Annotated in this window: 27 protein-coding genes and 1 pseudogene; 10 read left to right on the forward strand and 18 right to left on the reverse strand. The window is 63.9% G+C overall.

Annotated elements, in window-relative coordinates; translation table 11 throughout:
• The first annotated feature begins 191 nt into the window (after nt 1-191).
• The 5 genes and pseudogenes from H1204_RS08190 to cls all read left to right on the forward strand — a co-directional run bounded on the left by H1204_RS08190 (nt 192) and on the right by cls (nt 3,417).
• Nucleotides 192-806, forward strand: a complete 615-nt coding sequence (locus H1204_RS08190) for a mechanosensitive ion channel domain-containing protein (protein ID WP_243468578.1) — start codon at nt 192-194, stop codon at nt 804-806.
• Nucleotides 803-1,054, forward strand: a complete 252-nt coding sequence (locus tag H1204_RS51190) for a hypothetical protein (RefSeq protein WP_243468579.1) — start codon at nt 803-805, stop codon at nt 1,052-1,054. Before H1204_RS08190 ends, H1204_RS51190 begins: the two co-directional genes overlap by 4 nt.
• Nucleotides 1,055-1,293: 239 nt before the next feature.
• The gene (locus tag H1204_RS08195; RefSeq protein ID WP_180730711.1) at nt 1,294-1,506 is read left to right on the forward strand and encodes a hypothetical protein; all 213 of its coding nucleotides are present in this window, start codon (nt 1,294-1,296) and stop codon (nt 1,504-1,506) included.
• Nucleotides 1,507-1,812: 306 nt separating this feature from the next.
• Nucleotides 1,813-2,076 (forward strand): hypothetical protein, encoded by a 264-nt coding sequence (locus H1204_RS08200; protein WP_180730712.1) that lies wholly within the window; start codon nt 1,813-1,815, stop codon nt 2,074-2,076.
• 79 nt (nt 2,077-2,155) lie between these two features.
• Nucleotides 2,156-3,417, forward strand: a pseudogene (cls, locus tag H1204_RS08205) (cardiolipin synthase).
• Here cls and H1204_RS08210 read toward each other — a convergent pair.
• The 6 genes from H1204_RS08210 to H1204_RS08235 form a co-directional block, all read right to left on the reverse strand.
• Nucleotides 3,408-3,716 (reverse strand): hypothetical protein, encoded by a 309-nt coding sequence (locus tag H1204_RS08210; RefSeq protein WP_243468580.1) that lies wholly within the window; start codon nt 3,714-3,716, stop codon nt 3,408-3,410. The pseudogene cls and the gene H1204_RS08210 sit on opposite strands and share 10 nt — an antisense overlap.
• 117 nt (nt 3,717-3,833) lie before the next feature.
• The gene (locus H1204_RS08215; RefSeq protein ID WP_243468581.1) at nt 3,834-4,856 is read right to left on the reverse strand and encodes a porin; all 1,023 of its coding nucleotides are present in this window, start codon (nt 4,854-4,856) and stop codon (nt 3,834-3,836) included.
• Between the two features lie 174 nt (nt 4,857-5,030).
• Nucleotides 5,031-5,348, reverse strand: coding sequence for a high-potential iron-sulfur protein (locus tag H1204_RS08220; protein ID WP_180730714.1), 318 nt, complete (start codon nt 5,346-5,348; stop codon nt 5,031-5,033).
• On the reverse strand, nt 5,329-6,108 hold the full coding sequence (locus tag H1204_RS08225) for a Pr6Pr family membrane protein (protein ID WP_180730715.1): 780 nt from the start codon (nt 6,106-6,108) through the stop codon (nt 5,329-5,331). Before H1204_RS08225 ends, H1204_RS08220 begins: the two co-directional genes overlap by 20 nt.
• A 172-nt stretch (nt 6,109-6,280) precedes the next feature.
• Nucleotides 6,281-7,750: an esterase-like activity of phytase family protein gene (locus H1204_RS08230; RefSeq protein WP_180730906.1), complete on the reverse strand. Its 1,470-nt coding sequence runs from the start codon at nt 7,748-7,750 to the stop codon at nt 6,281-6,283.
• A 298-nt stretch (nt 7,751-8,048) separates the two neighbouring features.
• On the reverse strand, nt 8,049-8,957 hold the full coding sequence (locus H1204_RS08235; protein ID WP_180730716.1) for a formate/nitrite transporter family protein: 909 nt from the start codon (nt 8,955-8,957) through the stop codon (nt 8,049-8,051).
• A gap of 179 nt (nt 8,958-9,136) precedes the next feature.
• Between H1204_RS08235 and H1204_RS08240 the strand changes: the two genes are divergently transcribed.
• Together H1204_RS08240 and H1204_RS08245 are read left to right on the forward strand one after the other, a co-directional pair.
• On the forward strand, nt 9,137-9,799 hold the full coding sequence (locus H1204_RS08240) for a J domain-containing protein (RefSeq protein WP_180730717.1): 663 nt from the start codon (nt 9,137-9,139) through the stop codon (nt 9,797-9,799).
• Nucleotides 9,800-9,872: 73 nt separating this feature from the next.
• Complete coding sequence (locus H1204_RS08245; protein WP_180730718.1) at nt 9,873-10,412, forward strand: hypothetical protein; 540 nt, start codon at nt 9,873-9,875, stop codon at nt 10,410-10,412.
• Nucleotides 10,413-10,518: 106 nt separating this feature from the next.
• On the opposite strand, the gene H1204_RS08250 is transcribed toward H1204_RS08245, so the two are convergent.
• Both H1204_RS08250 and hpaC read right to left on the reverse strand, forming a co-directional pair.
• A complete protein-coding gene (locus tag H1204_RS08250; RefSeq protein ID WP_180730719.1) occupies nt 10,519-10,812 on the reverse strand; it encodes a hypothetical protein in 294 nt (97 codons plus the stop codon).
• Between the two features lie 133 nt (nt 10,813-10,945).
• Complete coding sequence (gene hpaC / locus H1204_RS08255; RefSeq protein WP_180730720.1) at nt 10,946-11,479, reverse strand: 4-hydroxyphenylacetate 3-monooxygenase, reductase component; 534 nt, start codon at nt 11,477-11,479, stop codon at nt 10,946-10,948.
• 388 nt (nt 11,480-11,867) lie between these two features.
• Between hpaC and H1204_RS08260 the strand changes: the two genes are divergently transcribed.
• Nucleotides 11,868-12,500, forward strand: a complete 633-nt coding sequence (locus tag H1204_RS08260; RefSeq protein WP_180730907.1) for a response regulator — start codon at nt 11,868-11,870, stop codon at nt 12,498-12,500.
• A gap of 56 nt (nt 12,501-12,556) precedes the next feature.
• Here the strand turns inward: H1204_RS08260 and H1204_RS08265 are convergent, their stop codons facing one another.
• From H1204_RS08265 to H1204_RS08285, 5 genes are read right to left on the reverse strand one after another with little or no spacing between them, the layout of a single operon-like run.
• Complete coding sequence (locus H1204_RS08265; RefSeq protein ID WP_180730721.1) at nt 12,557-13,300, reverse strand: SDR family oxidoreductase; 744 nt, start codon at nt 13,298-13,300, stop codon at nt 12,557-12,559.
• Nucleotides 13,301-13,351: 51 nt separating this feature from the next.
• Nucleotides 13,352-14,491, reverse strand: a complete 1,140-nt coding sequence (locus tag H1204_RS08270) for an amidase (RefSeq protein ID WP_180730722.1) — start codon at nt 14,489-14,491, stop codon at nt 13,352-13,354.
• Nucleotides 14,488-15,015: a nuclear transport factor 2 family protein gene (locus H1204_RS08275; RefSeq protein WP_180730723.1), complete on the reverse strand. Its 528-nt coding sequence runs from the start codon at nt 15,013-15,015 to the stop codon at nt 14,488-14,490. Before H1204_RS08275 ends, H1204_RS08270 begins: the two co-directional genes overlap by 4 nt.
• Nucleotides 15,016-15,018: 3 nt before the next feature.
• A complete protein-coding gene (locus H1204_RS08280; protein WP_007586999.1) occupies nt 15,019-15,396 on the reverse strand; it encodes a hypothetical protein in 378 nt (125 codons plus the stop codon).
• A 51-nt stretch (nt 15,397-15,447) separates the two neighbouring features.
• Entirely contained in the window at nt 15,448-16,629 is a 1,182-nt protein-coding gene (locus tag H1204_RS08285; RefSeq protein WP_180730724.1) for an acyl-CoA dehydrogenase family protein, read from the reverse strand.
• Between the two features lie 196 nt (nt 16,630-16,825).
• Here H1204_RS08285 and H1204_RS08290 point away from each other — a divergent pair, with 196 nt between their 5' ends.
• Nucleotides 16,826-18,316 (forward strand): PAS domain-containing sensor histidine kinase, encoded by a 1,491-nt coding sequence (locus H1204_RS08290; protein ID WP_180730908.1) that lies wholly within the window; start codon nt 16,826-16,828, stop codon nt 18,314-18,316.
• Nucleotides 18,317-18,323: 7 nt separating this feature from the next.
• Here the strand turns inward: H1204_RS08290 and H1204_RS08295 are convergent, their stop codons facing one another.
• From H1204_RS08295 to H1204_RS08305, 3 genes are all read right to left on the reverse strand, one after another.
• Entirely contained in the window at nt 18,324-18,710 is a 387-nt protein-coding gene (locus H1204_RS08295) for a tautomerase family protein (protein WP_180730725.1), read from the reverse strand.
• 63 nt (nt 18,711-18,773) lie between these two features.
• Entirely contained in the window at nt 18,774-19,274 is a 501-nt protein-coding gene (locus tag H1204_RS08300; protein WP_180730726.1) for an aromatic-ring-hydroxylating dioxygenase subunit beta, read from the reverse strand.
• Nucleotides 19,271-20,554 (reverse strand): aromatic ring-hydroxylating dioxygenase subunit alpha, encoded by a 1,284-nt coding sequence (locus tag H1204_RS08305; RefSeq protein WP_180730727.1) that lies wholly within the window; start codon nt 20,552-20,554, stop codon nt 19,271-19,273. The genes H1204_RS08300 and H1204_RS08305 overlap by 4 nt, the downstream gene beginning before the upstream one ends.
• 176 nt (nt 20,555-20,730) lie before the next feature.
• On the opposite strand from H1204_RS08305, the gene H1204_RS08310 reads away from it, so the two are divergent.
• Nucleotides 20,731-21,651, forward strand: a complete 921-nt coding sequence (locus H1204_RS08310; RefSeq protein WP_180730728.1) for a LysR family transcriptional regulator — start codon at nt 20,731-20,733, stop codon at nt 21,649-21,651.
• Nucleotides 21,652-21,653: 2 nt separating this feature from the next.
• On the opposite strand, the gene H1204_RS08315 is transcribed toward H1204_RS08310, so the two are convergent.
• Together H1204_RS08315 and H1204_RS08320 are read right to left on the reverse strand one after the other, a co-directional pair.
• A complete protein-coding gene (locus H1204_RS08315; RefSeq protein WP_180730729.1) occupies nt 21,654-22,625 on the reverse strand; it encodes a PDR/VanB family oxidoreductase in 972 nt (323 codons plus the stop codon).
• Between the two features lie 122 nt (nt 22,626-22,747).
• Nucleotides 22,748-23,728, reverse strand: a complete 981-nt coding sequence (locus H1204_RS08320) for an MDR family oxidoreductase (protein WP_180730730.1) — start codon at nt 23,726-23,728, stop codon at nt 22,748-22,750.
• Between the last annotated feature and the right edge of the window lie 117 nt (nt 23,729-23,845).

Raw genomic sequence — 23,845 nt, forward strand, 5'->3', positions numbered from 1 at the left:
TTGCACGCGCATGGGCGGAAATAGCTCAACGGAACCGCGCGTTCCGTCGAGACATCGTTCGGGCCGCCAGTGTAGAGCAAGTCAGCCGCGCTTGCCGCGTCGCACCCGAAGGTGTCCGGCATGACCCGTTACGTGGCATTACGGCGACATTGCGCTGCACCTTTTCACATGACCTATAGAACCCTCGAACCATGGATGATCTGCTCGCCCGTATGTTTCACCTCCAACCGTCGCTGCTTGTGACGCTCACGCATGACCTGATGCATGCGGGCGCGGCGATTCTGATCCTCGTTGCCGGCTGGTGGCTCTCCAACCGGCTTGGCGCGCTGCTGTCGAAGGCGATCTCACGCACGCACGCGGACCCGACGCTCGCGCCGATGATCAACGCGATCGGCACATGGACCGTGCGCGTGCTCGTGCTGTTCGCGGCGCTCAGCGAAGTCGGCGTCGCAACGGCGAGTGTGCTGGCCGTGCTGGGCGCGGCCGGTCTCGCAATCGGCCTTGCGCTGCAAGGGACGCTGCAGAATATTGCAGCCGGCATTATGTTGCTGATGCTGCGGCCGTTTCGCGCTGGCGACGTGATCGAAGGCACGGGCGCGACGGCGGGCATCGTCCGCGAAGTGGGGCTTTTCACGACGCGCATCGAGCGCAGTGACGGCAATGCTGTTTTCGTGCCGAACAGCCAGATCTGGAGCAATCCCGCGATCAACTACAGCAGCGGCGGCACGCAGCGCGTCGAGGTGAAAGTGGACATCGCGCAGCGCAAGGACGTCGCCTGCGCGATCGAGGCGCTGAAAAGAAGATGATTACCAGCGATCCGCGCGTGCTGGGCGGTGCGACGCTTGCGCCTGTCGTGACGGCAGCGGATTACCAGCGCGGTGGCGGCGCGGCGGTGCGTGTTGCCGCCTGGGTCAGCGGCGCGGACGCCCAACTCGCCGCCGATGACATGCGCGATCGTGCGCGGACCGCGCTGCAAGAAGCGGGCTGCAAGACGGCCGACGCGCCCCGAGCGCAGCCTGGCCGCGTGCGTCAGTCGGAGACGCCATACGCCTGATTGATACCTGTTCGGCAGGCGCCGTTTGACGGACATCGGGCGGCCGCGCCTGACCATTCCCTGCTGCGCCAATCGGCGCACGGTACGCACTGGTTTATCGCCAGATCGCCTCTTTTCCGAGCCAGCCGGGCACGCACGCGAGCGTGCATTTCCGCACTGGCATGTTGCAAAGCCGCAATTCGGCCTAGGTACAAACCCTAGCATTGAGATAAAATGCCGGCTTAAAGGAAGAGATTGCCATGTCGCCCCGTTTTCAGATCTTTGAAAGAATTGCCTTTTCGCTGGTTGTGATGTCCGCCGTGCTGTGTTCCGGCTATATCGCCTGGGAAACGTCGCCCGGTTTCCAGGACGCCGTGCACGCGAGCGCCGCTGCCGTGCGCTGGAGCGGCGACTACTCGTTCGTCTGCGCGTCGACGGCGACCAACGCCTGCGACCAGCTGCCCATCGACTGACTCCTCGACGCCGAACGGCATACGAAGCTGGCGCGTCTCTCGGCGCAGGCCAGCGAGCAGCGTCGCGTAATTTTCACTCCCTCCGTCCGTCTTTTTTTCAACGCGCCGGCCGGTCATCCGGCCTGAGCCGCTTCCCGTCTCGAACATGCATCTGGAATGCCGCTTGCTTTCAATTGAGCGGTTGGGCCTCGTTCGTCGCCACGACACGCGGGCCCGTTCCATCGAAAACCGTCGTCGCAGCCCGTCGACCCTCATCATCCGGACTGCACGGTGTAGAACAATTCCGATGCATTCAGGAGCCGCGCCATGACGCTCGCCACCCGCTATGAAATGCAGATCCTGCAAACGGACATGCGCATGCTGATCGCCGTCGACGACACTGCAATCGAGTTCATTCCCGGCACGGCCGCAGGCGGCGACATCGCGGGCAAGCCATACGCCGTGCTACACACGGATTCGCTCGCGACGCTGAGCGGCTGGCGCGAGGTGATGCAGGCAGGCGGGCGCCCGCATCGGCTCGTCAACAACGCCTATGGCTATCGTCAGGAAGTCAACAATCCCGACTGGTAAAGCCACCGTCCGGACGCGCGCCTTCGCGGCCACGCGGCGCGGTGCGCTTCGACGCCGTCTCAACGGCTGAACGCGGCGCATGCTGACCGTCCTGCTCACGGCCGTCGTCACGCTCGTCGTCGTGCTCGCGATCGCCAATCTGTCGACGGGCGAAAAGAAGATCGAGCATAGGATCGAGCGCCGGTACGGCAGCGACGATCCCCAGTTCATCCGCTCGATGGGTCTGCTGCTGGGCCCGCCCGTCATATCGGGCAACCGCTTCGAGGTGCTCCTCAACGGCGACGAGATTTTCCCGTCGATGCTCGAAGGCATTGCGAGCGCGCAGAAAACCATCACGTTCGAAACGTTCATCTACTGGTCCGGCGCGATCGGCGAGCAGATCGCGAGCGCGTTGTCAGAGAAGGCGCGCGCAGGCGTTGCGGTGCATGTGCTGCTCGACTGGGTTGGATCGCAGAAGATGGATCGGCACTATCTGCAGATGCTCAAAGATGCAGGTGCTGAAGTGATCCAGTACCACAAGCCGCACTGGACCGGGCTTGGCCGCATGAACGACCGCACGCACCGCAAGCTGCTGGTGATCGACGGACGCATCGGCTTCACGGGCGGCGTCGGTATCGCGCAGGAATGGACGGGACATGCACAGGACGACATGCACTGGCGCGATTCGCACTTTCGCGTGATGGGCCCGGTGGTCGGCCATATGCAGGCCGTCTTCATGGACAACTGGATCAGGCGACGGGCAATGTATTGCATGGGCCCGACTATTTTCCTGAAGCGGATGAAGTGGGCGATGGCCTCGCGCACATGTTCAGCAGTTCACCATCGGGCGGCAGCGACGACATGCAGTTGATGTACCTGATGGCCATGACGGCGGCGACGCATTCCATCCATCTGGCGAGCGCCTATTTCGTGCCCGACAAGCTGACCATCAACGCGATCGTCGAAGCGGCGAAGCGGGGCGTCGACGTGCGGATACTCACGCCCGGCAAGCACATCGACACGCATACCGTGCGTGAGGCGTCGCGCGCATGCTGGGGGCCGCTGCTCGAAGCGGGCGTGCAGATGTTCGAGTACCAACCGACGATGTTCCACGTCAAGCTGCTGGTCGTCGACGAATATCTGGTGTCGGTCGGCTCGACCAATTTCGATTCGCGCTCCTTCAAGCTGAACGACGAAGCCAACCTCAACATCTATGACGCGAAATTCGCGCGGCTTCAGACGCAGATCTTCGCCGACGATCTGGCGAAGTCCAAACGCGTGACGCTCGATGACTGGAACAGGCGGCCGTGGACCAGGAAACTCGTCGATCGCGCGGTGGCGCTGCTCGATTCTCAGCTTTGACGTGCGCGGGCCTTCGAATGCCGTTCGTGCGAGCCGCGCGTGGCGGCGCACGCATGCATAGGCGGCGCGCGCTCGGGCGGATCGCCTGCGGGCGGTTCCTGGCTGGGCGGTGCGCGGTCCGGTTCACGTCCGGGAATGGGCGGTGAGTGCGGGTCCGGGGCGGGATCGTCGTCGGGCGGCGGCGCTGGATCCGGTTCAACTTCAGGTGGCATCGGCGTATGCAGGCGATTGCCGATGAGGGTCGGTGAAATGGACAACACTGGAAACGCGGTCTGGTTCATCGTGAGGATCTCTCGCATGCAGTTCGATACACCGACGAAGTCCGCAATGCATGTGCCATCCATCCGCGTATCACGACGCGTGCGTCGGGAACCACCGCCTGCACGATAGTTCGACGCGCACGATAGTGCATCGTGCTAGAACCGCTCGATCATCCCTATCTGTACGCCACGAACGGGCGCGCCCGGATACGCGACGGGGATGCCCGTCACGTTCACGCCGCGCAGCGTGAACGTGGCCTGTCCGTGGTTTTCGAGGTCAGCGGTGCTGAAATACAGCAACAGCGCCTTTGATACCTGATAGTCGAAGGCGATGCTGAACTGGTCGGCGTCGTTGTCGCCGCCGCTGCGGTCGCGCGCATGCGCGTAGCCGACGGATGCACTCGCCTGCGGCGTGATCTGCCATAGAGCGGACACCGAGAGGCCGTCGTCGTGATAGCGGGGCGTCCCGCCGTCGCCGTTGAAATACGCGACGAAGCCCGTGAGCGCGCCCCATTGGTACCATGCGCCCGCGAAGTTTGCGCGCAAGGCGCCGTCGCCATGGGTCTGCTGGTGCGCGTAGAGCAGCTTCATGCCGCCAAGCGCCCATTCAGCCGTTACGTAGTAGCCGCCAATGCCGTTGCCGTCGTCGCCGGGATCACGCAGCGCAACCATGCCCGTCGCGCTGAAGCCGCCGATGGTCGGCGACAGATAGGCGAACGCATTGTCGGTATAGGGCGTGATCTTCGACAGATTGTTCAGCCCGGATGCGATCGTGCCCGCGCCGAAGGCGTCGAGCTGCCCCTTGAACGGAATGTAGATGGGCGAATACTGCCGGCCGGCGCGCAACTCGCCCCACGCGCCGTGCGCGCCGATCCATGCCTGCCGGTTGAAGATGCTGCCCGGCACCGAGAACGCGCCGCCGGCCGAATCGAAGCCGTTCTCCAGCGTGAAGACGAGGCTGTTGCCATCGCCGAGCGGCTCGCTGCCGTGCAGGCCGAAGCGCGTGCCGCGATATGCGCCCGGATCCATGCGCGCAACATAGCCGCTGCCGGGATTGGTCACTTCGATGCTGGTGTCGATCAGCCCATAGAGCGTGACGGAGCCTTGCGCGCGGGATGGCGGCGCAACGGCGAGCAGACAGGCGAGGGCGAGCAGACGGCAGGCGGCAACGAGCGCCATAAAGCGCCGCCGGGAAAGGGTGCGTGGTTCAGGAAGCGGCAGCCGGCTGGACGTGACGGACGTTGGCATCTCTCGGGCGATTGTTATTGCGTCGCGAGGGCTCAACGCCATCGACGACACTGCCGCATGCAGATACCAGCGAATACTAACCGAACATCATCAGCGCAAGGCGCATTACATGTTCGTGTAAGAACTGCACCAGCCGGCGCCCGCCACCTGCTTCGTCCCGAACAGCGTGCAGCCGCCCCATGCATCCGTCGGATTGCCTTGGAACAGCGAGCAGTTGGCGCAGGTCTGCCCGGCCTGGTAGGCTGGAAAGCGCGCCTTGTCGACTTTCGCTGCGGCGATCACATAGCCGACCGCTTGTGCAGCGGGATCGCTCTCGCTCAGTTTGTCGTCGGCGCGCGCGTCGCGGCTCGCGGCGAGCGCTGCGCACAGGCCGACCGCGGAGCCGACGCCCGCGACGATGAACTCACGCCGGGTTGTTGTCATGATCGGTCTCTGGTGGGCGAGGCGGTGAGGCAGATGTGAAGGATGGCATCGGCCGCCGCTGATTGATCGCGGCGAACACGGCCATCAGCAGCACGAATGCGAGCACGAGCAGGCTCGCGTTGAGCAGCGCGCGTACGTAGCCAAGCTCGCTGACGTTGATGAACGGATAAGGGTAGAAGTCCGACTGCGCGCCGCGCAACAGGGTCAGCGCGAGATAGCCGAGCGGGAACACGAGCCACCCGAGCAGATGGCGAAGCGTCAGATGAAAGCGCGGCACGAACAGCAGCCAGTAGAGCGCGGCGAGCATCGGCACGACGGTGTGCAGGCTTTCGTTGAGCAGCATGCGCCAGCCCGACGGCGTCCACAGATGGCGCAGCAGCAGGTTGTACGCAACGCCCACGAACACGATATAGCAGGTCACGGCCGTCACGACCGTGGGTTGCCGGAAAAAGCGCACCAGCGACGGGCTGCGATGCGTGAAGCAGGCGACGCAGGTGAAGCACAGCGCGCAGGTGAAGATGGTCAGATTGGTCAGATAGCTGGTGAGCCGCTCGATGCCGTCGATCACGCCGAAGCCGCGCGACAGCATGCGATGCACGGTGATGTCCGTCTGCGCGGCGAACGCGAGCCACGAAATCAGCGCGATCGACATGGCCAGCGCGACGGATGCCATGCTCGGCGCGTGCAGCGGCAACTCGGGCTCGATGATGCCCGTCGGTGGCGTATTTCGGCGCACAGCGGGGGACACAGGCTTCTTCATGCGTCGATTCTATACGCGCGAAGCGTCGCGTGCAGGCGCTGCGCGGGTCGAACCCGCCACCGGGCTTATCAACGAATCAGCGAAAAAAGAGCCGGTCCGCAGATTACCGCGGCCGGCCCGTTACATCGTCCCATCACGGTCCGTCAGGGACGCAGGAACTCAATGCACGATGTCAGTGACCGTGGCCATCATGGTCATGATCGTGATCGTCGTCATCGCGGCCACACGCGTTGTCGTGATCGCGGCCGTCCTTCGACACGCCGGGCAGACGCTGCGCGACATAATCGGGCAGATCGGACGTGTCGATCGCGAACACGAAGAACTGGTTCGGATTCGCGATACCCGACGGATGATTCGTGTCGGTGACGGTCGCGATGAAGTCGTTGTCGTTCGCGACGTAGAGCGTGTGCTTCTTCACGCCGCGTACCGTCACGTCCGGACCGAACGCGATGCCTTCGATCTTCGCGGGAATGTCGTTCGCGTTGTAGCCATGGGCCGTCAGCGCCGCGACGATATCGAGGAACAGCGTCTTCTTCACCGCAAACGGCGCGAGGCCGCTTGCGCCGCTTGCCTGGCTCACGTCCTGCGCGCCCGTCAGGTCGATGCGGTTGAGCTGCTTGAACACCGCCGTCGAGTTGTCGCCGAGACCCTTGCCGTCGCGCTCGTCGACGAGCAGTTCGTGATCGTTGATCGCGAGCACGTCGCTGATGGTCGGGTACTTCGGCTTGGACGCTGTGCCGATGTTCGTCAGCTGATACGCGTACTGCGTCGTGCGGCCCGTGCGGATGTCGATCTTCACGATGCGCGTGTACGGGCCGTCCGTGCCGCCGTCCTGGATCAGCGGGCTTTGCATCGCGCCGAACAGCGTGGTGCCGTCGGGCGAGATCGCGAGACCTTCCATGCCCTTGTTCGCGACGCGGCCCGACGTGTTGATGCTGATCTCGTCGTTGCCGACGGGCGAGAGCGTCGACACGGCGAAGGTGTCGGGCAGCTTGTACGTCGCAATGCGGCGGCCGCTCTTGCGGTCGAAGCGATAGACGTAAGGGCCGTATTCGTCGGAGATGAACACGCTGTCGCCGTCGTTCGCGACGCGGATGCTTTCGGGATCGAGGCGGCCGTCGAGCAGATACGTCGACAGATGCGTCGGATCGAAGTTGTCCGAGCGGCCCGTGAAGTAGTTCGTGTGGTTGTCGCGGTTGAGCTTCGGCGCGCCGTTCGGCACGCCATACGCGGTGCCCGTGCCATAGACGAGGCGATCGGACGTGTGCAGCAGCGTGGTATTGACGAGCTTCGGCGTCAGCGTGAACGGCAGCGACGCACCCTTCGGTGCGTCCTGCAGGTGCAGACGCAGCGTCTGGAAGCGGTTGATGTACGACGAGGTGTCGTCGATCGCCTTGTTGTACGAGATCGCGTTCGGGCCGCGATCGGGTACGGCGAGGAACGTATGGCAACCCGCGTAGCCGATACCCGAGCCGAGACCGCCGAGCAGGTTGCCGGGCACACCGTTTTCGAGCTTGCCCGACGTCTCCTTCGACTTGTCGAGCAGATTGCCGTCGAGCTTGCCGATGGCGATCAGATCGACGGAAGCGTGGGCGGCGGGCGCAGCGGCGAGCGCCGCAAGCGAGGCGATGGCACCGATCATGGTGCGGGTGAAGAGCGATGAGCGCAGCACAGGAATGTTCCTTGAAAAGGAGCCATGCGATGAAGGCGGCGCCGGGCGCGTAGGGCGAAAGAAAGCAGTCTGGCGACCGGACGCAAGGTTGCTTACGTTTTGTTTCCGGGGACCGATACTGCGTGACACGTATGTCCAAATTGTGACGATGCGGCGGCGTGGTGCACGCTATGTGCGCAAGCGCACATTCGCATGAGCAATCGTCATCGACGGAACGCGCAGTCAGACTGGTGCCGCATGAACGGGCACGGTGCGGCGCAAGCCGTGGTCAGCGCCGCTCGCTGATTTCCGGCGCGATGGCCGCATGATTGAGCAGCGCGACGAGCGACATGCCGCCCACCACGTTGCCCGCGAGCGTAGGCAGCAGGAAGCGGCCGAAGTAGTCGGCGAGCGATGCGTCGCCCGCCAGCACCGCATACGCGACTTCCGTCGATCCCGCGATGATGTGCGACAGTTTCGCCACCGCGACTACCCACGTGATCAGCACCACGGTCAGCAGGCGCGCGGAGCGTGCGCTCGGCAGCAGCCACACCATCAGCGCGATCAGCCATCCGCCCAACACGGCGCGTATGAAAGTCGGAAAGGTATGGGCGGGGCCGATGGCGGAGCGCGCCGTCTCGTCGAGCGCATCGACGACGTCCGCTTCGAACACGCCGGGCAAACGCAGCATCGCGGCAAAAGCCCACGAACTGAGCAGATTGCAGAACAGCACGACGACCCACAGGCGCAGCGCCTTCAGCAGGCAATCGAGATCGCGCCGCGTCAGCACGGGCAGCACGACAGTCAGCGTGCTTTCGCTAAAGAGTTGCTGACGCCCCATGATGACGAGCACGAAACCCGTCGTGTAGCCGAAACTCGACACGAGGTGCCGCCACGACGTATCGGGCAGGCCCGCCTGGAGAACGGCTGTCGTGAGAAACGAAAATCCCATCGAAAGTCCCGCCGCCAGCGACGACCACACGAGCGCGACGACCGTGCGCTCGAGCGCCGCTTCGCCTTCTTCGCGCACGATCTCGTGCAGCATCAACGCGTGCGGCGCCGTGTGTTGCGCGGCCTGGTCCTTCTCGCTTGCATCGAGATGCGGTGATTCCGCACCGGCTTTTTCTGGGTGGTCGGGCGGCGTGGCACGATCGGTCGTGTCAGGATGCCGTTCGTGCTGAATGGTGTCTTTCGTCATGGCCGCTCGCTCGTGCGCTGTATGCGCGCATCCATCGCAGTCGCAAAATCGGTGCCCGAAAAGTGCGGACATGTCCGCGCTTTTTGTCGGACCAGCCTCGTTTCGAGCGGCGAGGAGTGCCGTGCTACGATGAACGCGACCGTTATCTGCAACCGTCTGCAAGCGAGACCCAACGCGACATGGCAACCCTTTACGCGAAGCTTGGCGTGTCTCAAGACGCCACCTCGGAAGAGATCAAACGGGCGTACCGGAAGGCCGCAATGAAGTGGCATCCAGACCGTAACGCCGGACAGGAAGAGGTCGCACGCGCGGCCTTCCAGGAGATCAAGGACGCGTACGCGATCCTCTCCGACGACAATCAGCGCAAGGTCTACGACGCCGTCTACGCGCAGGAGATGCGCCAGTATGAGGCGCTCGAAAGGCGTCAGCGCGAAGTCGAGGCGGCGCGGGCGCGCAAGGCCAAGGCCGAGGCCGAGGCGAAGTACACGCAGATGGTCGGCGTGGCCATGCGCTATGCCGACGAAGGCCATAACCGCGACGTGCTGTTCGGCGTGCTGCTCGGACGCGATTGCGACGCCGAAGTGGCGCAGCGCATCGCCGATAGCGTGTGGGCCTTGCAGCAGTCGCGGCGCGCGGCGCAGGCAGGTGAATCCGGCGATGAGGCTGATGCCGGTCGCGCGGACCCCGTCGCTACGGCCGAGTCGTCACGCGAACCCGTCGAGGAAGACGCCCCTTCGCAACCTCAGCCCGCAGCGGCGAAACACGACAAGCCTGCGCAGGAGCCGCGCGCCGCAGGTCTGTTCGATTCGCTGTGGCAGGGCTTTTTCGGCGTACGCTCATAGCGCGCCGCGATTTTCGCTTCACATCGCGCGCCATCCCAAATGGCGCGCTGGACTTACGCACGGACATGCTTCGATGAAAGACGCTTTTGAACGACGCGCGTTGCTGCTGCATCTCGGCGACGCGTTGCAAACCCTCTCCACGGCGCTCGCCGCCGATGCAAAACATCACACTGTGCATCATCTGCAGAACGCCCATCCGGAACTGGCCGCGCACGCATGGCTCACGGCCGTCTCGCCGAAGATGAAGGCGGCGGATTTTGCGAAACGCGCGAGTGCATCGTTTGCGGAATGGCCCGCGCTGCTGCTTGAAGAGCAGCTTGACTACACGCGCCTCGCGCTTTGTGTGCGCGACCATCTGTTTTCGGACGATCGGACCGGCTGGCGTACGTACGTCGACGCGATGAAGCGCGAGGTCGAATGGTTCGGCGATGCGCTGTCGTTCGCGGAAGAACCCGTACAGGCGGCCGAAACGGCACCGCAATCCGATGAAACCGATACGCGCGCAAACGATGCCGACGTCGAGCGTGCCGGCGAGGGCAGCGATCCGCAGCGTGACAGCGTCGAGAGCAACGGAGGTTTGTATCCCGCGTGGCCGTGGAAGCCAGGCGCGTGATGCAGCAGGAACGACATCGCCTCGCGACAGCCGGTTTGATGCCGGCCATAGCGAGGCGACAGAAGATCACACGTTCAATGACACAGCGCGCGATCAGACACTACGATCAGTAACCCCAGCGTTCGCGTTGACGCTCGTGCCATTCATGCTCACGCCATTCTTCGTGACGGCGCCATTCGCGTTCACGCCACTCATGCTCGCGCCATTCGCGACGCGCGCGCCAGTCGTCCCCGTAACCATAGCCGACGGCAACGGGGGCGGGCGCAGCATACACCGGTTGAGCGGGCACGATCACGCCCGGCACGCCGAGACCGACGGCGACGTCGACATGCGCCGAAGCCGCCGCCGAAGCCGCCAGCATCGCCACACCAATAGCTGCACCAAGCATCATCTTCTTCATTTTTTGCTCCCTGCGCATGGATGCGCGTCACTGAATTCGGCTTCAGTCTAGGGGCGCGTGTCGGACACAGGTGCTACAGCCGTGCGAGAAAAGTAACGCAGGGTAACAGCGCTCAGGAAGCGCTCACGCAGATTCAGGCCGCGCACAGTCTCGGCACGCGATGAAACTGGCGGTCGAAGTAGATGAGGCTGTCGCCGTCGGCGCACACGCGAATCTGCGTTGCCTCGACGAACATCACAGAATGCGAGCCCACTTCCTTCAGATCGACGATTTTTCCTTGCAGGCTCGCGAGCGCGTCGCGCAGCACGGGCACGCCGTGCGGGCCTTCGTCCCAGATCGGCAGGCTGAAGCGCGCTTCCATCGGCAGTTGCGTGAGCCCGGCGAAGTGCCGCGCGAGCAGTTCGTGATGACCGGGCAGCACGTTGATGCAGACATTGCGATTGCGTTCGAACACGGCGTGCATCGCGCTCGAACGGTTCATGCAGACGAGCAGCGTGGGCGGCGCATCCGTCACGGAGCAGACCGCGCTCGCCGTGATGCCGCATCGCCCGGACTCGCCGGACGTCGTGATGATGTTGACGGCCGCGCCCAGATGCGCCATCGCCTGGCGGAACTGCTTGCGCGCGTCGTCGGGGTCGAGCATGGTCGGGCGTTGCATATCGGACATGTAAGTGGCTCCCTGCACGGTGGTCGCTGCGAATCGACCGCTTGAATCGACCGCTCGCCCGCGATGGTTGCGCGCGCGACGATCCCATGCATCAAGCGTACGGTATGCGCCGCACGAAAAAAATCCGCGCGAGTGGCACGCAGGTTGGCGCGCTTCCCGACCCGCCTAAAGGTTTTACCAGGTTGCATTCGCTACGCATCTGCGCATCGCGCGCCAACCTGTGCTGTCACGCGATCAGGCCTGCAATAAAGGCTTTGCATGCGAATTTGCGCTGGTTATGATGAGCTATCTCAAAATTAAACAGCGAACGCGTGGAGACAGCCGGACAACATCCGGCGCGCGTCGCAGACAGGTTCAAGACATGAGTCCAGCCAGCAAGATCCCGCCCATCCATTCGCCCGCGCCCGTCGTGTATATCGTCGATGACGACAACGGCATGCGCACATCGCTGGCGTGGCTGCTGGAGTCGGTCGGCGTGAAGTCGGAGGGGTTTGCGAACGCGGCGGATTTCCTGCGGGCCTTCGACGCGAACGTACCGGCGTGTCTCGTGCTCGACGTGCGGATGCCGGAGACGAGCGGCTTCGACGTACAGGCTGAACTCAACGCGCGCGGCGCGACCTTGCCGATCATTTTCGTCAGCGGTCACGGCGATATTCCGATGTCCGTGCGCGCGTTGCAGCACGGCGCGATCGATTTCGTCGAAAAGCCGTACAACTCGCAGCAGATGCTCGAGCGCATCCAGCGCGCGATGAAACTCGCGACGCAACGGCATGCGGCGGATCAGAGGCTTCGCGATCTGCGTCAACGGATCGAATCGCTGACAGCGCGAGAAAAGGAAGTGCTGGGCGGCGTGCTGGACGGAAAGGGCAGCAAGCGCATTGCGTCGGATCTGTCGATCAGCGTGAAAACCGTCGACGTGCATCGCGCGAGCATCAAGGACAAGCTCGGCGCGTCGTCGATCGCGACGTTGGTGCGGGATGTGATGGCCGTGTGGAGTCCGGGCGAGGGCGGGCGCGAATGATATCGAACGGCGCGGCACGGCGTGTCTAAAAAGCGCCGTGCCGTTTTCCTGATGCGCTATCGCATGTAAAGCCCGCCGTTCACATCCCAGCACGCGCCGTTAGCGAAGTACGCATCGCCCGATGCGAGCAGCACGGCGACCTGCGCGACATAATCCGCCGAACCGAGACGCCCGCCGGGGATGCTCGCAATGACCTTGTCGAGCTTGTCGGCAGGCACGCTTTCGTGAACGATGGGCAGATCGAGCGGTCCCGGCGAGATCGCATTGACGGTCACGCCGTACGCGGCGAGGTCGCGCGCGAACACCTTGGTCAGCGTGATCGCGCCGCCTTTCGCAGCGGCGTAATGCGCGCCCGTCGCCGAGCCGCCATTCTGCCCCGCCAGTGACGCGATATTGACGATGCGCCCCGCGCCGCGATCGGCGAAATACTGGCCGAACACCTGGCAGCCGAACAGCACGCTGCGCAGGTTGATGTCGATCACCTGATCGAACTGGTCGGCGCTGATCTCCATCACAGGCACGACCTTCGACGCACCCGCATTGTTCACGAGCACATCGACCCGACCCCAACGCGCGATCAACGCATCACGTGCGGCTTCGAAGTCCTGCTTGCGCGTGACATCGAGTGCGATCGCGCACGCGGTTTCGTGATGCGCGCTCAGTTCAGTGGCAAGCGCGTTCGCGGCATCGAATGCGATATCGGCCAGCGCGACCTTGTAACCTGCGCTGTGAAAATGTTTCGCGACGACGGCGCCCAACCCGCGCGCCGCGCCCGTCACGATAACGACTCTGTTCGACATGAGTAGTGATTCCTTCGCTGCGTGCGTCCACCTGAACGCACGCCGTTGATCTCAAGACGCGGCAAGCGCCGCTTCGAAGTGCGCGGCGACGGCGCACACCTGTTCGTCCGCCCCTTTACGCCCGACGATCTGCAAGCCGGCCTTCAGCGGCGAGCCTTCAATCGGGATCGGCAAGCTCAGCGCGGGATGCCCGCTCAGATTGAATGGACGGATCAGCGATGACATCGTGAGCACGGGCGTGCCGTTGCGCGCGGCTTCGATCGTGATTGGCAAGGTGGGTAAGGTCGGCAGCACCAATACGTCGGCGTGTTCGAGTGCGCGATCGACGGCGGCCGTGAATGCGCGCCGCACGCGCTCGGCAGCGTCGAGTTGCGCCTGAGTGGTTTGCACCGCTACGCGCAGGCGTGCGTCGACATCCGCACCGAGCTTGCCCGTTTCGACGAGATGCGCGAATCCGCGTGCCGTTTCTACGTTGATGACGGCGAGGCCCGCTTCGAAGGCTTCTTTCAGGTGCTCCAGTTCGATCGCGCGTGACGCGAAAGCCGCGACCTGCACCGCGCGCTCCACGCCCTGGCGGATGGCCGCATCTGCGTCAACGGAAACGATCGCGACGTTTGCGCTTGCGTTCGCGCGTTTCGCGGTGTTCGTGTCGAACGCGGGTGCGATAGCCGTCATTGCATCGATCAGCGTGGCGCTATCGCGTGTGAACGGACCCACGCAATCGAGCGTGGATTCACGCGGCACGGCGCCTTTGCGTGACACGCGCCCGAACGTCGGCTTGAGTCCGATCACGCCGCAGCATGCAGCCGGTCCGCGAATCGAGCCGCCCGTGTCGGTGCCGAGTGCGGCATCGACGAGTTTCGCCCCGACTGCCGACGCCGATCCGCTCGACGAACCGCCCGGAATGCGCGCGGCGTCCTGCGGATTGACGGGCGTGCCCGTGTAGTCGTTGATGCCCGTCATGCCGAACGCGAGTTCGTGCATGTTGGTCTTGCCGGTGATACGCCAGCCCGCATCGAGCAGACGCTGCACGACTTCGGCATGCGCGGCGGCAGGCGGCGCGTCGGCGAGCGAACGGCTTGCACCCGTAGTCGGATAGCCGGCGACGTCGATCGAGTCCTTGATCGCGATGGTCGGGCCTGGCGCGGCAGGGTCCGCGCTCAGCGAGAATTCGCTGATGAATGCAGTCATGATGTCGTGTCCTTGCGAGCGTTGACTTTCCAGGGCGCATCGAAGAGGCGCTCGGTGCGAAAGTGCTGGATCAGCCAGTTGCGGCCGTCCTGCGCGGGCACGAAGTCGATTTCGAGCCGCGCGGCGATCAGTTCGGCGCGCGCATCGACGTAACCCGACGCCTGCAGCATGATCCAGCGGCCTTTCGCACGCGCACCGTCGACCTCGATCGTTTCCGACGTCAGGAAATGCACATTGGTCGCGAAGTGCGGCACGGGCGGCAGATAACGCTGCAGCATGACAAGGATAGCCTCATGCCCGCGCAGATGGCCAAACTTCTGCGTGTACTGCGGGCCGATGCCTTGCCAGATCGCGTCTTGCGTGAACAGCGCGGCGAGTGTCTCGCCGTCGAGCGGGCCCGAGGGTACATCGCACAAGGCCATATAGCGCGCAATGGTCTTGCGCACCGCGTTTTCGGCTTCGAGCGCGACGATGCGTGCCTGCAAGGCTTCGAGGGTGCTGGATGCCAACGTGATCTCGCTCATGGCTCAGGACGCGTTCTGTGCAGCAGGCGGTACCGTCAACGCACGTCCGACACGCGCCTCGATCTTGCCGTAGCGCCACAGGTTGTATTCGCCGACGGGCGTCGTGCGATACAGGTTGCACACGGCCACGGCCGTGTCGAAATCGGCGACGTCGGCCATGATGTAGAACGTCCACGGCGCACCGTCCGACTGGCCGACGACGAGCCGGTCGTCGTCCATCACGCCGAGCACGCGCACGTTGTCCATCGCTTCGACGGCGGCCAGCATCTTGCCGTAAGCCTGCCATACCTCGCCGATCTTCTCGCGCGGCAGGTCGAAGAAATTCTGCGTGACGCCGCAGCAGAACAGCACACGCAACGGCAGCGAACGATTGTCAGTCATGAAGCGAAACTCCCTTGAAAACAGGCCTGAAATGAAAGGTATCCAACGCAGTTACAGATAGCCGGGGATCGGCGGCACGCCGACGAATACGGCGCCCGCGCCGTCGTAGTTGCCTTCCCCGAGGAACGCGTGCTGCGTGACGACCATCGCATCGCGCATCAGACGTTGCAACGGATGCGAGCGATAGATCGCCATCGTGCCGCCAAGCCGGTAGGCACGGCCTACCACGTCAGCGCCTTCGCGCGCGATCTGTGTGGCCGCGAGGCGCAGCAGGCTGACCTGATCGGGCGTCACGTCGTTGCCAGCGAGGATCGACTGCCACACTTCATCCGTCGATTCATAGAAGAACGCGCGGGCCGAGCGCAACTGCGCTTCCGCCTTCGCGAGTTCGATCCGGTAATACGCGCGGTCGGCGAGTTGCGGCGCGCCCGTCGTCGTCTTGCGGCCGCCCGCCATCTGGTTGGCGACATCGAGCGCCGCGCGCGCGAGCCCGAGGTTCACGACGGCCAGCACTTGCGCCGCGTAGGCGATGGTCGGATAGCGATACAGCGGCTCATCGACCGTCGGCGTTCCACCGCGCACGAAGGTCCAGTCATCGGCGACGAACTGGTCGGTGACGCGCAGATCGTGGCTACCCGTGCCTTGCATGCCGACCACGTCCCAGTTCTCGACGATCTCGACCTGCGCCGGACGGAACACGGCCGTGCGCGGCTTGCCGGGTGCGCCGCCATCCTTGCCCATGCCGATGCCGACACCGAGCCAGTCCGCGCCCTTGCAGCCGCTCGCGAATTTCCACGTGCCGTTCACGCGCCAGCCGCCGGGCGCAGCTTGCGCGGCCTGCACGGGAAAGAGACCGCCGGCGAAGACCTGATCGGGGCCGCTGGCGTAGATCGCTTGCTGCGTCGCGAGCGGCAGCGCGGCGAGATACACGTTCGCGCTGCCGAAGCTCGCGACCCATGCAGCCGAACCGTCCGCGACCGCAATGCGTTCGATCATCGCGAGGAATTCGCCCGGCGCGCGCGCATCGCCGCCGAAGCGCTGTGGCGTGCCCGCGCGATAGATGCCGGCGCGCTTGAGCTTCGCGATCACATCGCGCGGCACGTGCGACAGCCGATCGAACTCGTCGCGACGCGCGGCAATTTCTTCGATCACCGCATCGAGGGGCAAGGCATCGGCGGGTTCCTGTTGCAACGTATGGACGTTGCTTGTGGCGAGGGCAGTGGCGGCTGACATGTCGAATCTCCTGAATACGTTTTGACGTTATTGACGTTCAGGTCAGTCTAGAAACGCAAAAAAGCATCAGCAATTGGGGCGCCGGTCCACGTCTCCTGGTATCGACGCCCGTGCACCTAAAGAAATCTTTAGACGCGTGACAGATAAGGCCGATGTTATGGTTACGCTTGCACTCCAGCCCCGTCGCTCGCGCATCATGAACTTTCCCGCCGAAGAAGATTTTCACCGTCTGCTCGACGCATTGACGCTGTGCGTGCTGCTGCACGACGCGCAGACCAAGGCGATCGTGTGGGCCAATCGCGCGGCCTGTGTCGCGTTGGGTTTCTCGCTCGAAGAACTGCTGCCGCTCAAGGCGTCCGACATGACGCGTCCTGAGCCGAAGTACCGGCGCGAGGTCGGCGTGGCCGCGATGGATCGCGCGATCATGCAAGGGCCGCAGGTGTACGAATGGTGTTACCGCTCGCGTGCGGGCATCGATATGTTGTCGGAAGCGATTGCGACATATGTGCCGTTGCGCGAGCACGCCGTCGTGATGGTCCAGTTTCGCGACATCACCGAAGAAGAGGCGACGCGCCGCAAGCTGCGCCGCTATGAAACGCGCCTGCGCGAATTCATGCAGGATCTCGGCGAAGGCGTGGCGGTGCTGACGCCGCGCGGCAAGCTCGAATACATCAGCGAGTCGGGGCGCCGCGTGCTGGGCGTGGGGCCGGGTGAACCACTCGGTGGCGTGCCCGACTACTGCACGCCCGCCGATCGCAACCGGCTCATCACGCAGTTGCGTCACGCCACGAGCGAACAGCCGACGCATGCGCAGCGCTACCGGATCACGCGCCGCGACGGTGCGACGCGCTGGCTGCGGATCACCTGCCGGCGGGTTGCGATCGAAAACGACCTGAATGGCTTGCTGATTCACTTCCGCGACATCAGCGACGAGGTCGCGACGGAAGAAGCGCGCCGCACGGAAGCGCGCATGCTCGAATATGCGGGCCGCTACAACGCAATGGGCGAGATGGCGACGGCCATTGCGCACGAGTTGAGTCAGCCGCTTGCCGCCGTGCGTAATTTCATCGAAGGCGCGATTCAGCGGCTGGGGCAGGGCAGCGTCGACTCCGCGATCTGGGGACTGCGCAGCGCGGACCGGCAGGCCGAGCATGCGGCGCTCATCATCAAGAGCGTGCGCGAGTACATCGTCAAGCGCGAGCCGACTGAAACGCACGCCGACCTGCGCGATATCCTGAGCGACGTCGCGTACTTCATCGAATTGCGCGCGAAAGAAGCAGGCGTGCGTGTGCGGATCGAACAGGCGAGCGAAGCATTGCCCGTGTTTTGCGAGCGCGTGCTGATCGGCCAGGTGATCTTGAATCTCGCGTTCAATGCGCTCGAAGCGTTGACGGAAGCGAAGGGCACGACGGGCGTCGTGACGCTTGCAACAGCCATGGCGGAGGGGCGCGCCGAATTGCGCGTGATCGACAACGGACCCGGCGTGCCCGCCGACGCGCACGAACGTTTGTTTGACGGCTTTTCTTCTTCGAAGGCGGGCGGTAACGGCATTGGCCTTTCGCTGTGCAAGAACATCGTCACGCGGCACGGCGGACGCATCTGGGCGCAAGCGGCAGACGGCGGCGGGCTCGAATGCCGCGTCGCGTTGCCGCTTGAACTCACGCTCGCGTCCGATGCCGGCGTCTAGCTTTGTCTCAGCGTCCAAGCGAGCGGGCCGTCTGACCGCCAATGCCGAAGTCCGTGTTGGGAATGTCCTTGATCATCACGCGCGTGGCCTGAAGCGGCGCATCGAGCACGGCGGCGGCCGTTTCGGACAACGCGGCGATCAGCGCTTCTTTTTGCGCATCGGTGCGGCCTGCAATCAGGATCGCGACGATCACGGGCAGCGAAGGCGGCGCGCCATGAGCCGCTGTTCTGCCGCCCAGGCCGAAATGCGTGCCGGGCATCTCGCTCAGCAGGATGCGCACGGCTTCGGCAGGTGCGCCGATCGCGGCGACCGTCGCTTGCGTGAGACCCTGGATCAGCGACGCTTTGCGCGCTTCATCGTGTCCATGGGGCAGATAGACTTCGAGTGTAGGCATCGGGGTTCGCTCCTTGCGCACAGCGGCTGTGCGTAGCCGCTGTGCGCATCGCGCATCAAAGGATCACAGCAGGAAGCCGATTGCGCTCAGCGCTTCCGTCGAGTCGATCAGGCGAATCACCTTTTCGACGAGTCGCGGTTCGCCCGACGCGAAGCTGATCTTGTGCGTGAGATCGGCGGCGAAGATCGTCGACACGCCGCGCTTGTACGCGACGATCACCTGCGCCGATTTCACTTCGACCACATCGGCGGCATCGCTGGTCAACGTGAAACGCGACACCGTGCGTACGGTGCGGGCCGCATCGGAGGCCGAAGCCGAATAGCCGGACACCATGCGCTGCACGCGCAGTTCGCGCATGTGCTGGTCGTCGTACGCGTAGTTCAGCGTCGCGGCAAAGTCGGTCGCCTGTGGATCGATCGGCACGACATAGAAGCCCGATGCGTCCCACAGGTCGAGCCACGCGCGATAGTCGCGGCGGTCCAGCATCTCGGCTTCGCGCCAGATGAATTCGATGGCGCGCGCGAGAGTCTGTTGCGAGAAGAGTGCGTTGCGATCGTCCATCATGCCTGCTCCATCATTGCGCGCCACTGGCGATACGCTTCGCGCATGCCCGTTTCATCCGTTGCGTGTGCGGTCTTTTCGCCGTTCGCGGCCGTCGTTTCGCGATTCAATCCACGGTTGACGAGAATCGGCACTTCGGGGCCCGCATATGAGCCGCGCTGCACGCGTTCCCATGCTTCCGCATCGTCGGGACTGCCGAAACCGAACGGGCCCTGGAAGTGTTCGTGAATGCGCAGGCGCACGCGGTTCGCTTCGTCGGGGCCGCCGTCCATTGCGAGCGCGACGTGACGGATCTCCGTCTCTTCGGCGGAAATGGGGCGCAGCACGCGGAAGAACGCCATCGACAGCGCGAGGTTAGGGAACAGATTCAGGTTGAAGCCGACGCCCATCAGCGAGCGCACGATGCGCCGCACTTCCTCCGGCGTGTGACGTTCGGCGAGTTGCGCGGCCAGTTCGTTGAAGCGCTCGGGCAGCGGCGCGCCGTCGTCCTTGTCGAGGTCGACGAGTGCCGGCACCAGCACGGCGAGGCTATGGCCATTGCCGAGCGAGCGGCAGAATGCGTCATCGCTCGTCATGAAGCTGGTGATCGCGGCCGCCGTTTCGTCGTCGATCGATTTCATCCACGACTTGTGCACGACCGGGAAGTGATACAGGTCCGTCGTGTTCTCCAGCTGGATTTTCCAGTTGCCCTTGAACTTGAACTTGTGTTCGCCATTGGCCTTGATCGGAAAGCCTGCGCCTTGCTTCATGAACAGGTCAATCCACGGCTTCGCGCCGCCGAGAAAATCTTCGAGCGGTTCGACGTTCTCGTCGAAGCTCGCGAAGATCAGCCCTTGATAGATGCCGACGCGCAGCTTCGCGAGCGGCAGATCGCCTTTCTCGCATACGCCTTCGTAGCCGTCGCCATAGGGCAACGCGCGCAGCGTGCCGTCGAGCGCATACGACCAGCTGTGATAGGGGCACGTGAAGCCTTTCGCATTGCCCGTGTGTTCTTCGCAAACCGTCGCACCGCGATGGCGGCAGCGGTTCTGCAGCACGTTCACCGCGCCCGTCTTGTCGCGCACGACGATCACGGGTTGCCGGCCGATCGTGGTGGTGCGGAAGTCGCCCGGGTTCGGCAGTTCGCTTTCATGCGCGACCCAGACCCAGGTCTTGTAGAAGATGCGTTCGAGCTCGGCTTCGAACAGGTTCGGATCGTAGTACAGCGAGGGCGCGATGCGATCGGCGTGAACGCGTTCGCGCAGCGTACTGGTATCGATGGTTTGCCAGGTAGTGTCGCTCATCGGTGTGATGTGTCGGGACGTCGTTATCGAAAGTGAAATCGGAAGAAAGTGCACACAGGTGGTGTTTCTTTCGCGTTGACATCAGTCTCGCTTTGCACCGATCATGCGTCAAATCGATTAAAAATGAACCGGCCAATAAGTCCGGCAAATAATCAAGACCCAGTCGGAAGCCCACCATGACCTCAATCGATCACGTCGATCTCAATCTGCTGCGCGTGTTTCAGGCGATCGTCGATGAACGCAGTCTCACGAAAGCCGGCGAAAGGCTAGCGTTGTCGCAACCCGCCATCAGCTATTCGCTGGCGCGTTTGCGCACGCTGTTCGACGACCCGCTGTTCATCCGTACGCGCTCCGGCATGCAGCCCACGCCGATTGCGCTGGAACTCGCAAGCATCGTGGGCCGCGCGCTGGATACGGTGCGCGAGGCGCTGCGTTATGCGGAGAGCTTTGACCCAGCGACGAGCACGCGCACGTTCCGGCTGTCGCTGTCGGATGCGGGAGAAATGGCTTATTTGCCGGCGATCTGCGAGGCGTTGCACGAGCGCGCGCCGCGCGTGAAGCTGTCGGTCGAGCCACTGCCCGTGGAAGAGATGGAAGATGCGCTGCGTTCGAGCAGGCTCGATTTCGCAATCGGCAATCTGCCGATGTTGATGGCGCGCACGCGCCATCAACTGCTATTCGAAGAGACGTATGTGTGTATGACGCGCAAGCGCCGCGGCCTGCCGGCAGGTTCGGCGTTGAGTCTCGAACATTTCCTGCAGGCTTCGCATGTACAGGTGCGCTCCGTCGAGCACAGTCACCATGCGCTCGACGATGCGTTGCGCGCGCAAGGCGTGGGCCGCAACATCGTGCTGCAGTTGCCGCACTTCGTGGCGCTGCCTGGCGTGCTGGCTGTGACCGATCTGTTCGCGACGTTGCCGCAAAGGCTTGCAGGTATTCTCAACGGCAACGACGCGTTTCGCATCTACACGTTGCCTGTGCCGATTCCACAGGCCACCGTGACGATGCATTGGCACGAGCACTTCCACGAAGACGAAGGCATCGCGTGGATGCGCGATCTGATGGCCGAAATGGTGAAGCGCTTCGACAAGACGTAGCGTCAGAGGTCGAGCACGAGCACGGGCGAGCGGGAGCGCGACACACAGCAGCAAATCACGCTGTTGCTCGCGCGTTCCGCCTTGCTCAGGCAATGGTCGCGATGTTCGGGCTCGCCGCTCACCACGTCGACCATGCAGGTGCCGCATACGCCCTCGCCGCAAGACGTGTCCACTTCGATGCCGATCGCTGCGAGCGCCTCGACGATCGAAGTCTTGCTGTCCACGCGCACGGTCTGCCCGCTACTGGACAGTTGCACGTCGAAGCTGTCGAGCGCGGCGTCGCTGCCGGGCGCTTGAGGCTCGGCGGTGAAACGTTCGAGATGAATTGCATCGGCGGGCAGACAAGCTTCGCCCGCCGCAACCACGCGATCCATGAACGGCACCGGGCCGCATGTGTAGACGTGCGTGCCTTGCGGCACATCGGCGAGACACGTGGCAAGCTCGGTATCGAGCGCATCTGGCTCGATGCCGAAATGCAGCTTCGCGTATGCGTCGAATGGAGCGCGCGAGAGCAGCGGAAGAAACGCCGCATGTTCGGCGCTGCGCGCGAAGTAGTGCAATTCGAACGGCACGTTCATCTTCTGCAGCCGATATGCCATCGAAAGTAGTGGTGTAATGCCGATGCCCGCGCCGATCAACACATGGCGGCTAGCGTTTTCAGCAAGGCGAAACAGATTGCGTGGCGCGCCGACGGACAGTTCGGTGCCGATCTGTACGTCGTCGTGCAGCGAACGCGAACCGCCGCGCGATTGCGTTTCTTTCTTGACGGCGAACAGATGCGTGTCGCGGCAGTCGGGGTCGCCGCATAGCGAATATTGGCGCGTGACGCCCGAGGGACTTGTGACGTCGATGTGCGCGCCGGGTTCGTACGCGTCGAACGGCACGCCATCGAGGCGCGAAATCACGAATGAGCGGACGCCGTGTGCTTCGTCGCGCACGGCGTCGACGCGAACCTTGAACGATTGAGCTTGCATGGTGCGATCCAGTCTGTTGCAGTTGGCGGATTCGCATTCAGCTTAAGGTTCGCGTCTGGATCAGGCAAATCGATTAAAAATAGTCGGATGCATAAGTCTGTTCGATAATACGTGCCCGTGTGCTATCGGTTGACGTACACCACGAGCCGCCCGCGGACCTTGCCGTCGAGCACGTCCGGTGCGGCCGCCAGTGCCTCCGCGAGGCTGATCTCCTTGACCATCGCGGCCAGCCGCGCCGTGCTCAAATCCTGCGCGATGCGCTGCCATGCCTCGACGCGGCGCTCGTGCGGCGCCATCACGCTGTCGATGCCCGCGAGCGTCACGCCGCGCAAAATGAAGGGCGCAACCGTGGCGGGGAAGTCCATCCCTTGCGCAAGTCCGCATGCGGCGACGATCCCGCCATACGTGGTGCCCGCGCAAGCGTTCGCCAGCGTGTGACTGCCGACGGCATCGACGGCCGCGACCCAGCGTTCCTTCGCGAGCGGCTTGCCCGGCCCGGACAGTTCCGCGCGATCGATGATCTCCTGCGCGCCCAGATCGCGCAGATAGTCCGATTCAGCGGGACGACCCGTCGATGCGATCACGTGATAGCCGCGTTTCGCGAGCAGCATGATCGCCACGCTGCCGACGCCGCCCGCCGCGCCCGTCACAAGCACCTTGCCTTGCGCTGGCGTGACGCCGTGACGTTCCAGCGCGAGCACGCATAGCATGGCCGTGTAACCCGCCGTGCCGACGGCCATTGCGTCGCGGGACGTCAGCGGGGCAGGCGTGCGCACGAGCCAGTCACCGCTCACGCGCGCGCGTTGCGCGAGTCCGCCCCAATGCTTTTCGCCGACGCCGTAGCCGTTCAGGATCACGTGGTCGCCAGCTTTCCATTGCGCGTGCTCGCTCGCTTCGACGATGCCCGCGAAGTCGATGCCGGGCACCAGCGGAAAGCTGCGCACGACTGGCGAGCGGCCTGTGATTGCGAGCGCGTCCTTGTAATTGAGCGTCGACCATTCGACACGTACAATCACGTCGCCTGCGGGCAGATTCGCTTCGTCGATGTCGGTGATGGACGCGCGGCTGCCGGTGTCCTGCTTCTCGATCAAGATGCCTTTCATGATTCCGTCCGTTGAGTTCGCCTTGCGTGGGTGCGTATTAGTCTAGGCGAGTCCGGGCGAGCGCGGGCCGTCTGTCCCGGCTTGCGGTGTTCAACAATGCCGCGCGTCTTTGCTTTC

The organism is Paraburkholderia sp. PGU19, assembly GCF_013426915.1.
In the GTDB taxonomy this organism is placed as follows: Bacteria; Pseudomonadota; Gammaproteobacteria; order Burkholderiales; family Burkholderiaceae; genus Paraburkholderia.

What these genes read in the sequence shown, in the direction of transcription:
- H1204_RS08190 (WP_243468578.1), top strand. Translation starts at nt 192, where the DNA reads ATGGATGATCTGCTCGCCCGTATGTTTCACCTCCAACCGTCGCTGCTT.
- H1204_RS51190 (WP_243468579.1), top strand. Translation starts at nt 803, where the DNA reads ATGATTACCAGCGATCCGCGCGTGCTGGGCGGTGCGACGCTTGCGCCT.
- H1204_RS08195 (WP_180730711.1), top strand. Translation starts at nt 1,294, where the DNA reads ATGTCGCCCCGTTTTCAGATCTTTGAAAGAATTGCCTTTTCGCTGGTT.
- H1204_RS08200 (WP_180730712.1), top strand. Translation starts at nt 1,813, where the DNA reads ATGACGCTCGCCACCCGCTATGAAATGCAGATCCTGCAAACGGACATG.
- H1204_RS08210 (WP_243468580.1), bottom strand. Translation starts at nt 3,716, where the DNA reads ATGCGAGAGATCCTCACGATGAACCAGACCGCGTTTCCAGTGTTGTCC.
- H1204_RS08215 (WP_243468581.1), bottom strand. Translation starts at nt 4,856, where the DNA reads ATGGCGCTCGTTGCCGCCTGCCGTCTGCTCGCCCTCGCCTGTCTGCTC.
- H1204_RS08220 (WP_180730714.1), bottom strand. Translation starts at nt 5,348, where the DNA reads ATGACAACAACCCGGCGTGAGTTCATCGTCGCGGGCGTCGGCTCCGCG.
- H1204_RS08225 (WP_180730715.1), bottom strand. Translation starts at nt 6,108, where the DNA reads ATGAAGAAGCCTGTGTCCCCCGCTGTGCGCCGAAATACGCCACCGACG.
- H1204_RS08230 (WP_180730906.1), bottom strand. Translation starts at nt 7,750, where the DNA reads ATGATCGGTGCCATCGCCTCGCTTGCGGCGCTCGCCGCTGCGCCCGCC.
- H1204_RS08235 (WP_180730716.1), bottom strand. Translation starts at nt 8,957, where the DNA reads ATGACGAAAGACACCATTCAGCACGAACGGCATCCTGACACGACCGAT.
- H1204_RS08240 (WP_180730717.1), top strand. Translation starts at nt 9,137, where the DNA reads ATGGCAACCCTTTACGCGAAGCTTGGCGTGTCTCAAGACGCCACCTCG.
- H1204_RS08245 (WP_180730718.1), top strand. Translation starts at nt 9,873, where the DNA reads ATGAAAGACGCTTTTGAACGACGCGCGTTGCTGCTGCATCTCGGCGAC.
- H1204_RS08250 (WP_180730719.1), bottom strand. Translation starts at nt 10,812, where the DNA reads ATGAAGAAGATGATGCTTGGTGCAGCTATTGGTGTGGCGATGCTGGCG.
- hpaC (WP_180730720.1), bottom strand. Translation starts at nt 11,479, where the DNA reads ATGTCCGATATGCAACGCCCGACCATGCTCGACCCCGACGACGCGCGC.
- H1204_RS08265 (WP_180730721.1), bottom strand. Translation starts at nt 13,300, where the DNA reads ATGTCGAACAGAGTCGTTATCGTGACGGGCGCGGCGCGCGGGTTGGGC.
- H1204_RS08270 (WP_180730722.1), bottom strand. Translation starts at nt 14,491, where the DNA reads ATGACTGCATTCATCAGCGAATTCTCGCTGAGCGCGGACCCTGCCGCG.
- H1204_RS08275 (WP_180730723.1), bottom strand. Translation starts at nt 15,015, where the DNA reads ATGAGCGAGATCACGTTGGCATCCAGCACCCTCGAAGCCTTGCAGGCA.
- H1204_RS08280 (WP_007586999.1), bottom strand. Translation starts at nt 15,396, where the DNA reads ATGACTGACAATCGTTCGCTGCCGTTGCGTGTGCTGTTCTGCTGCGGC.
- H1204_RS08285 (WP_180730724.1), bottom strand. Translation starts at nt 16,629, where the DNA reads ATGTCAGCCGCCACTGCCCTCGCCACAAGCAACGTCCATACGTTGCAA.
- H1204_RS08290 (WP_180730908.1), top strand. Translation starts at nt 16,826, where the DNA reads ATGAACTTTCCCGCCGAAGAAGATTTTCACCGTCTGCTCGACGCATTG.
- H1204_RS08295 (WP_180730725.1), bottom strand. Translation starts at nt 18,710, where the DNA reads ATGCCTACACTCGAAGTCTATCTGCCCCATGGACACGATGAAGCGCGC.
- H1204_RS08300 (WP_180730726.1), bottom strand. Translation starts at nt 19,274, where the DNA reads ATGATGGACGATCGCAACGCACTCTTCTCGCAACAGACTCTCGCGCGC.
- H1204_RS08305 (WP_180730727.1), bottom strand. Translation starts at nt 20,554, where the DNA reads ATGAGCGACACTACCTGGCAAACCATCGATACCAGTACGCTGCGCGAA.
- H1204_RS08310 (WP_180730728.1), top strand. Translation starts at nt 20,731, where the DNA reads ATGACCTCAATCGATCACGTCGATCTCAATCTGCTGCGCGTGTTTCAG.
- H1204_RS08315 (WP_180730729.1), bottom strand. Translation starts at nt 22,625, where the DNA reads ATGCAAGCTCAATCGTTCAAGGTTCGCGTCGACGCCGTGCGCGACGAA.
- H1204_RS08320 (WP_180730730.1), bottom strand. Translation starts at nt 23,728, where the DNA reads ATGAAAGGCATCTTGATCGAGAAGCAGGACACCGGCAGCCGCGCGTCC.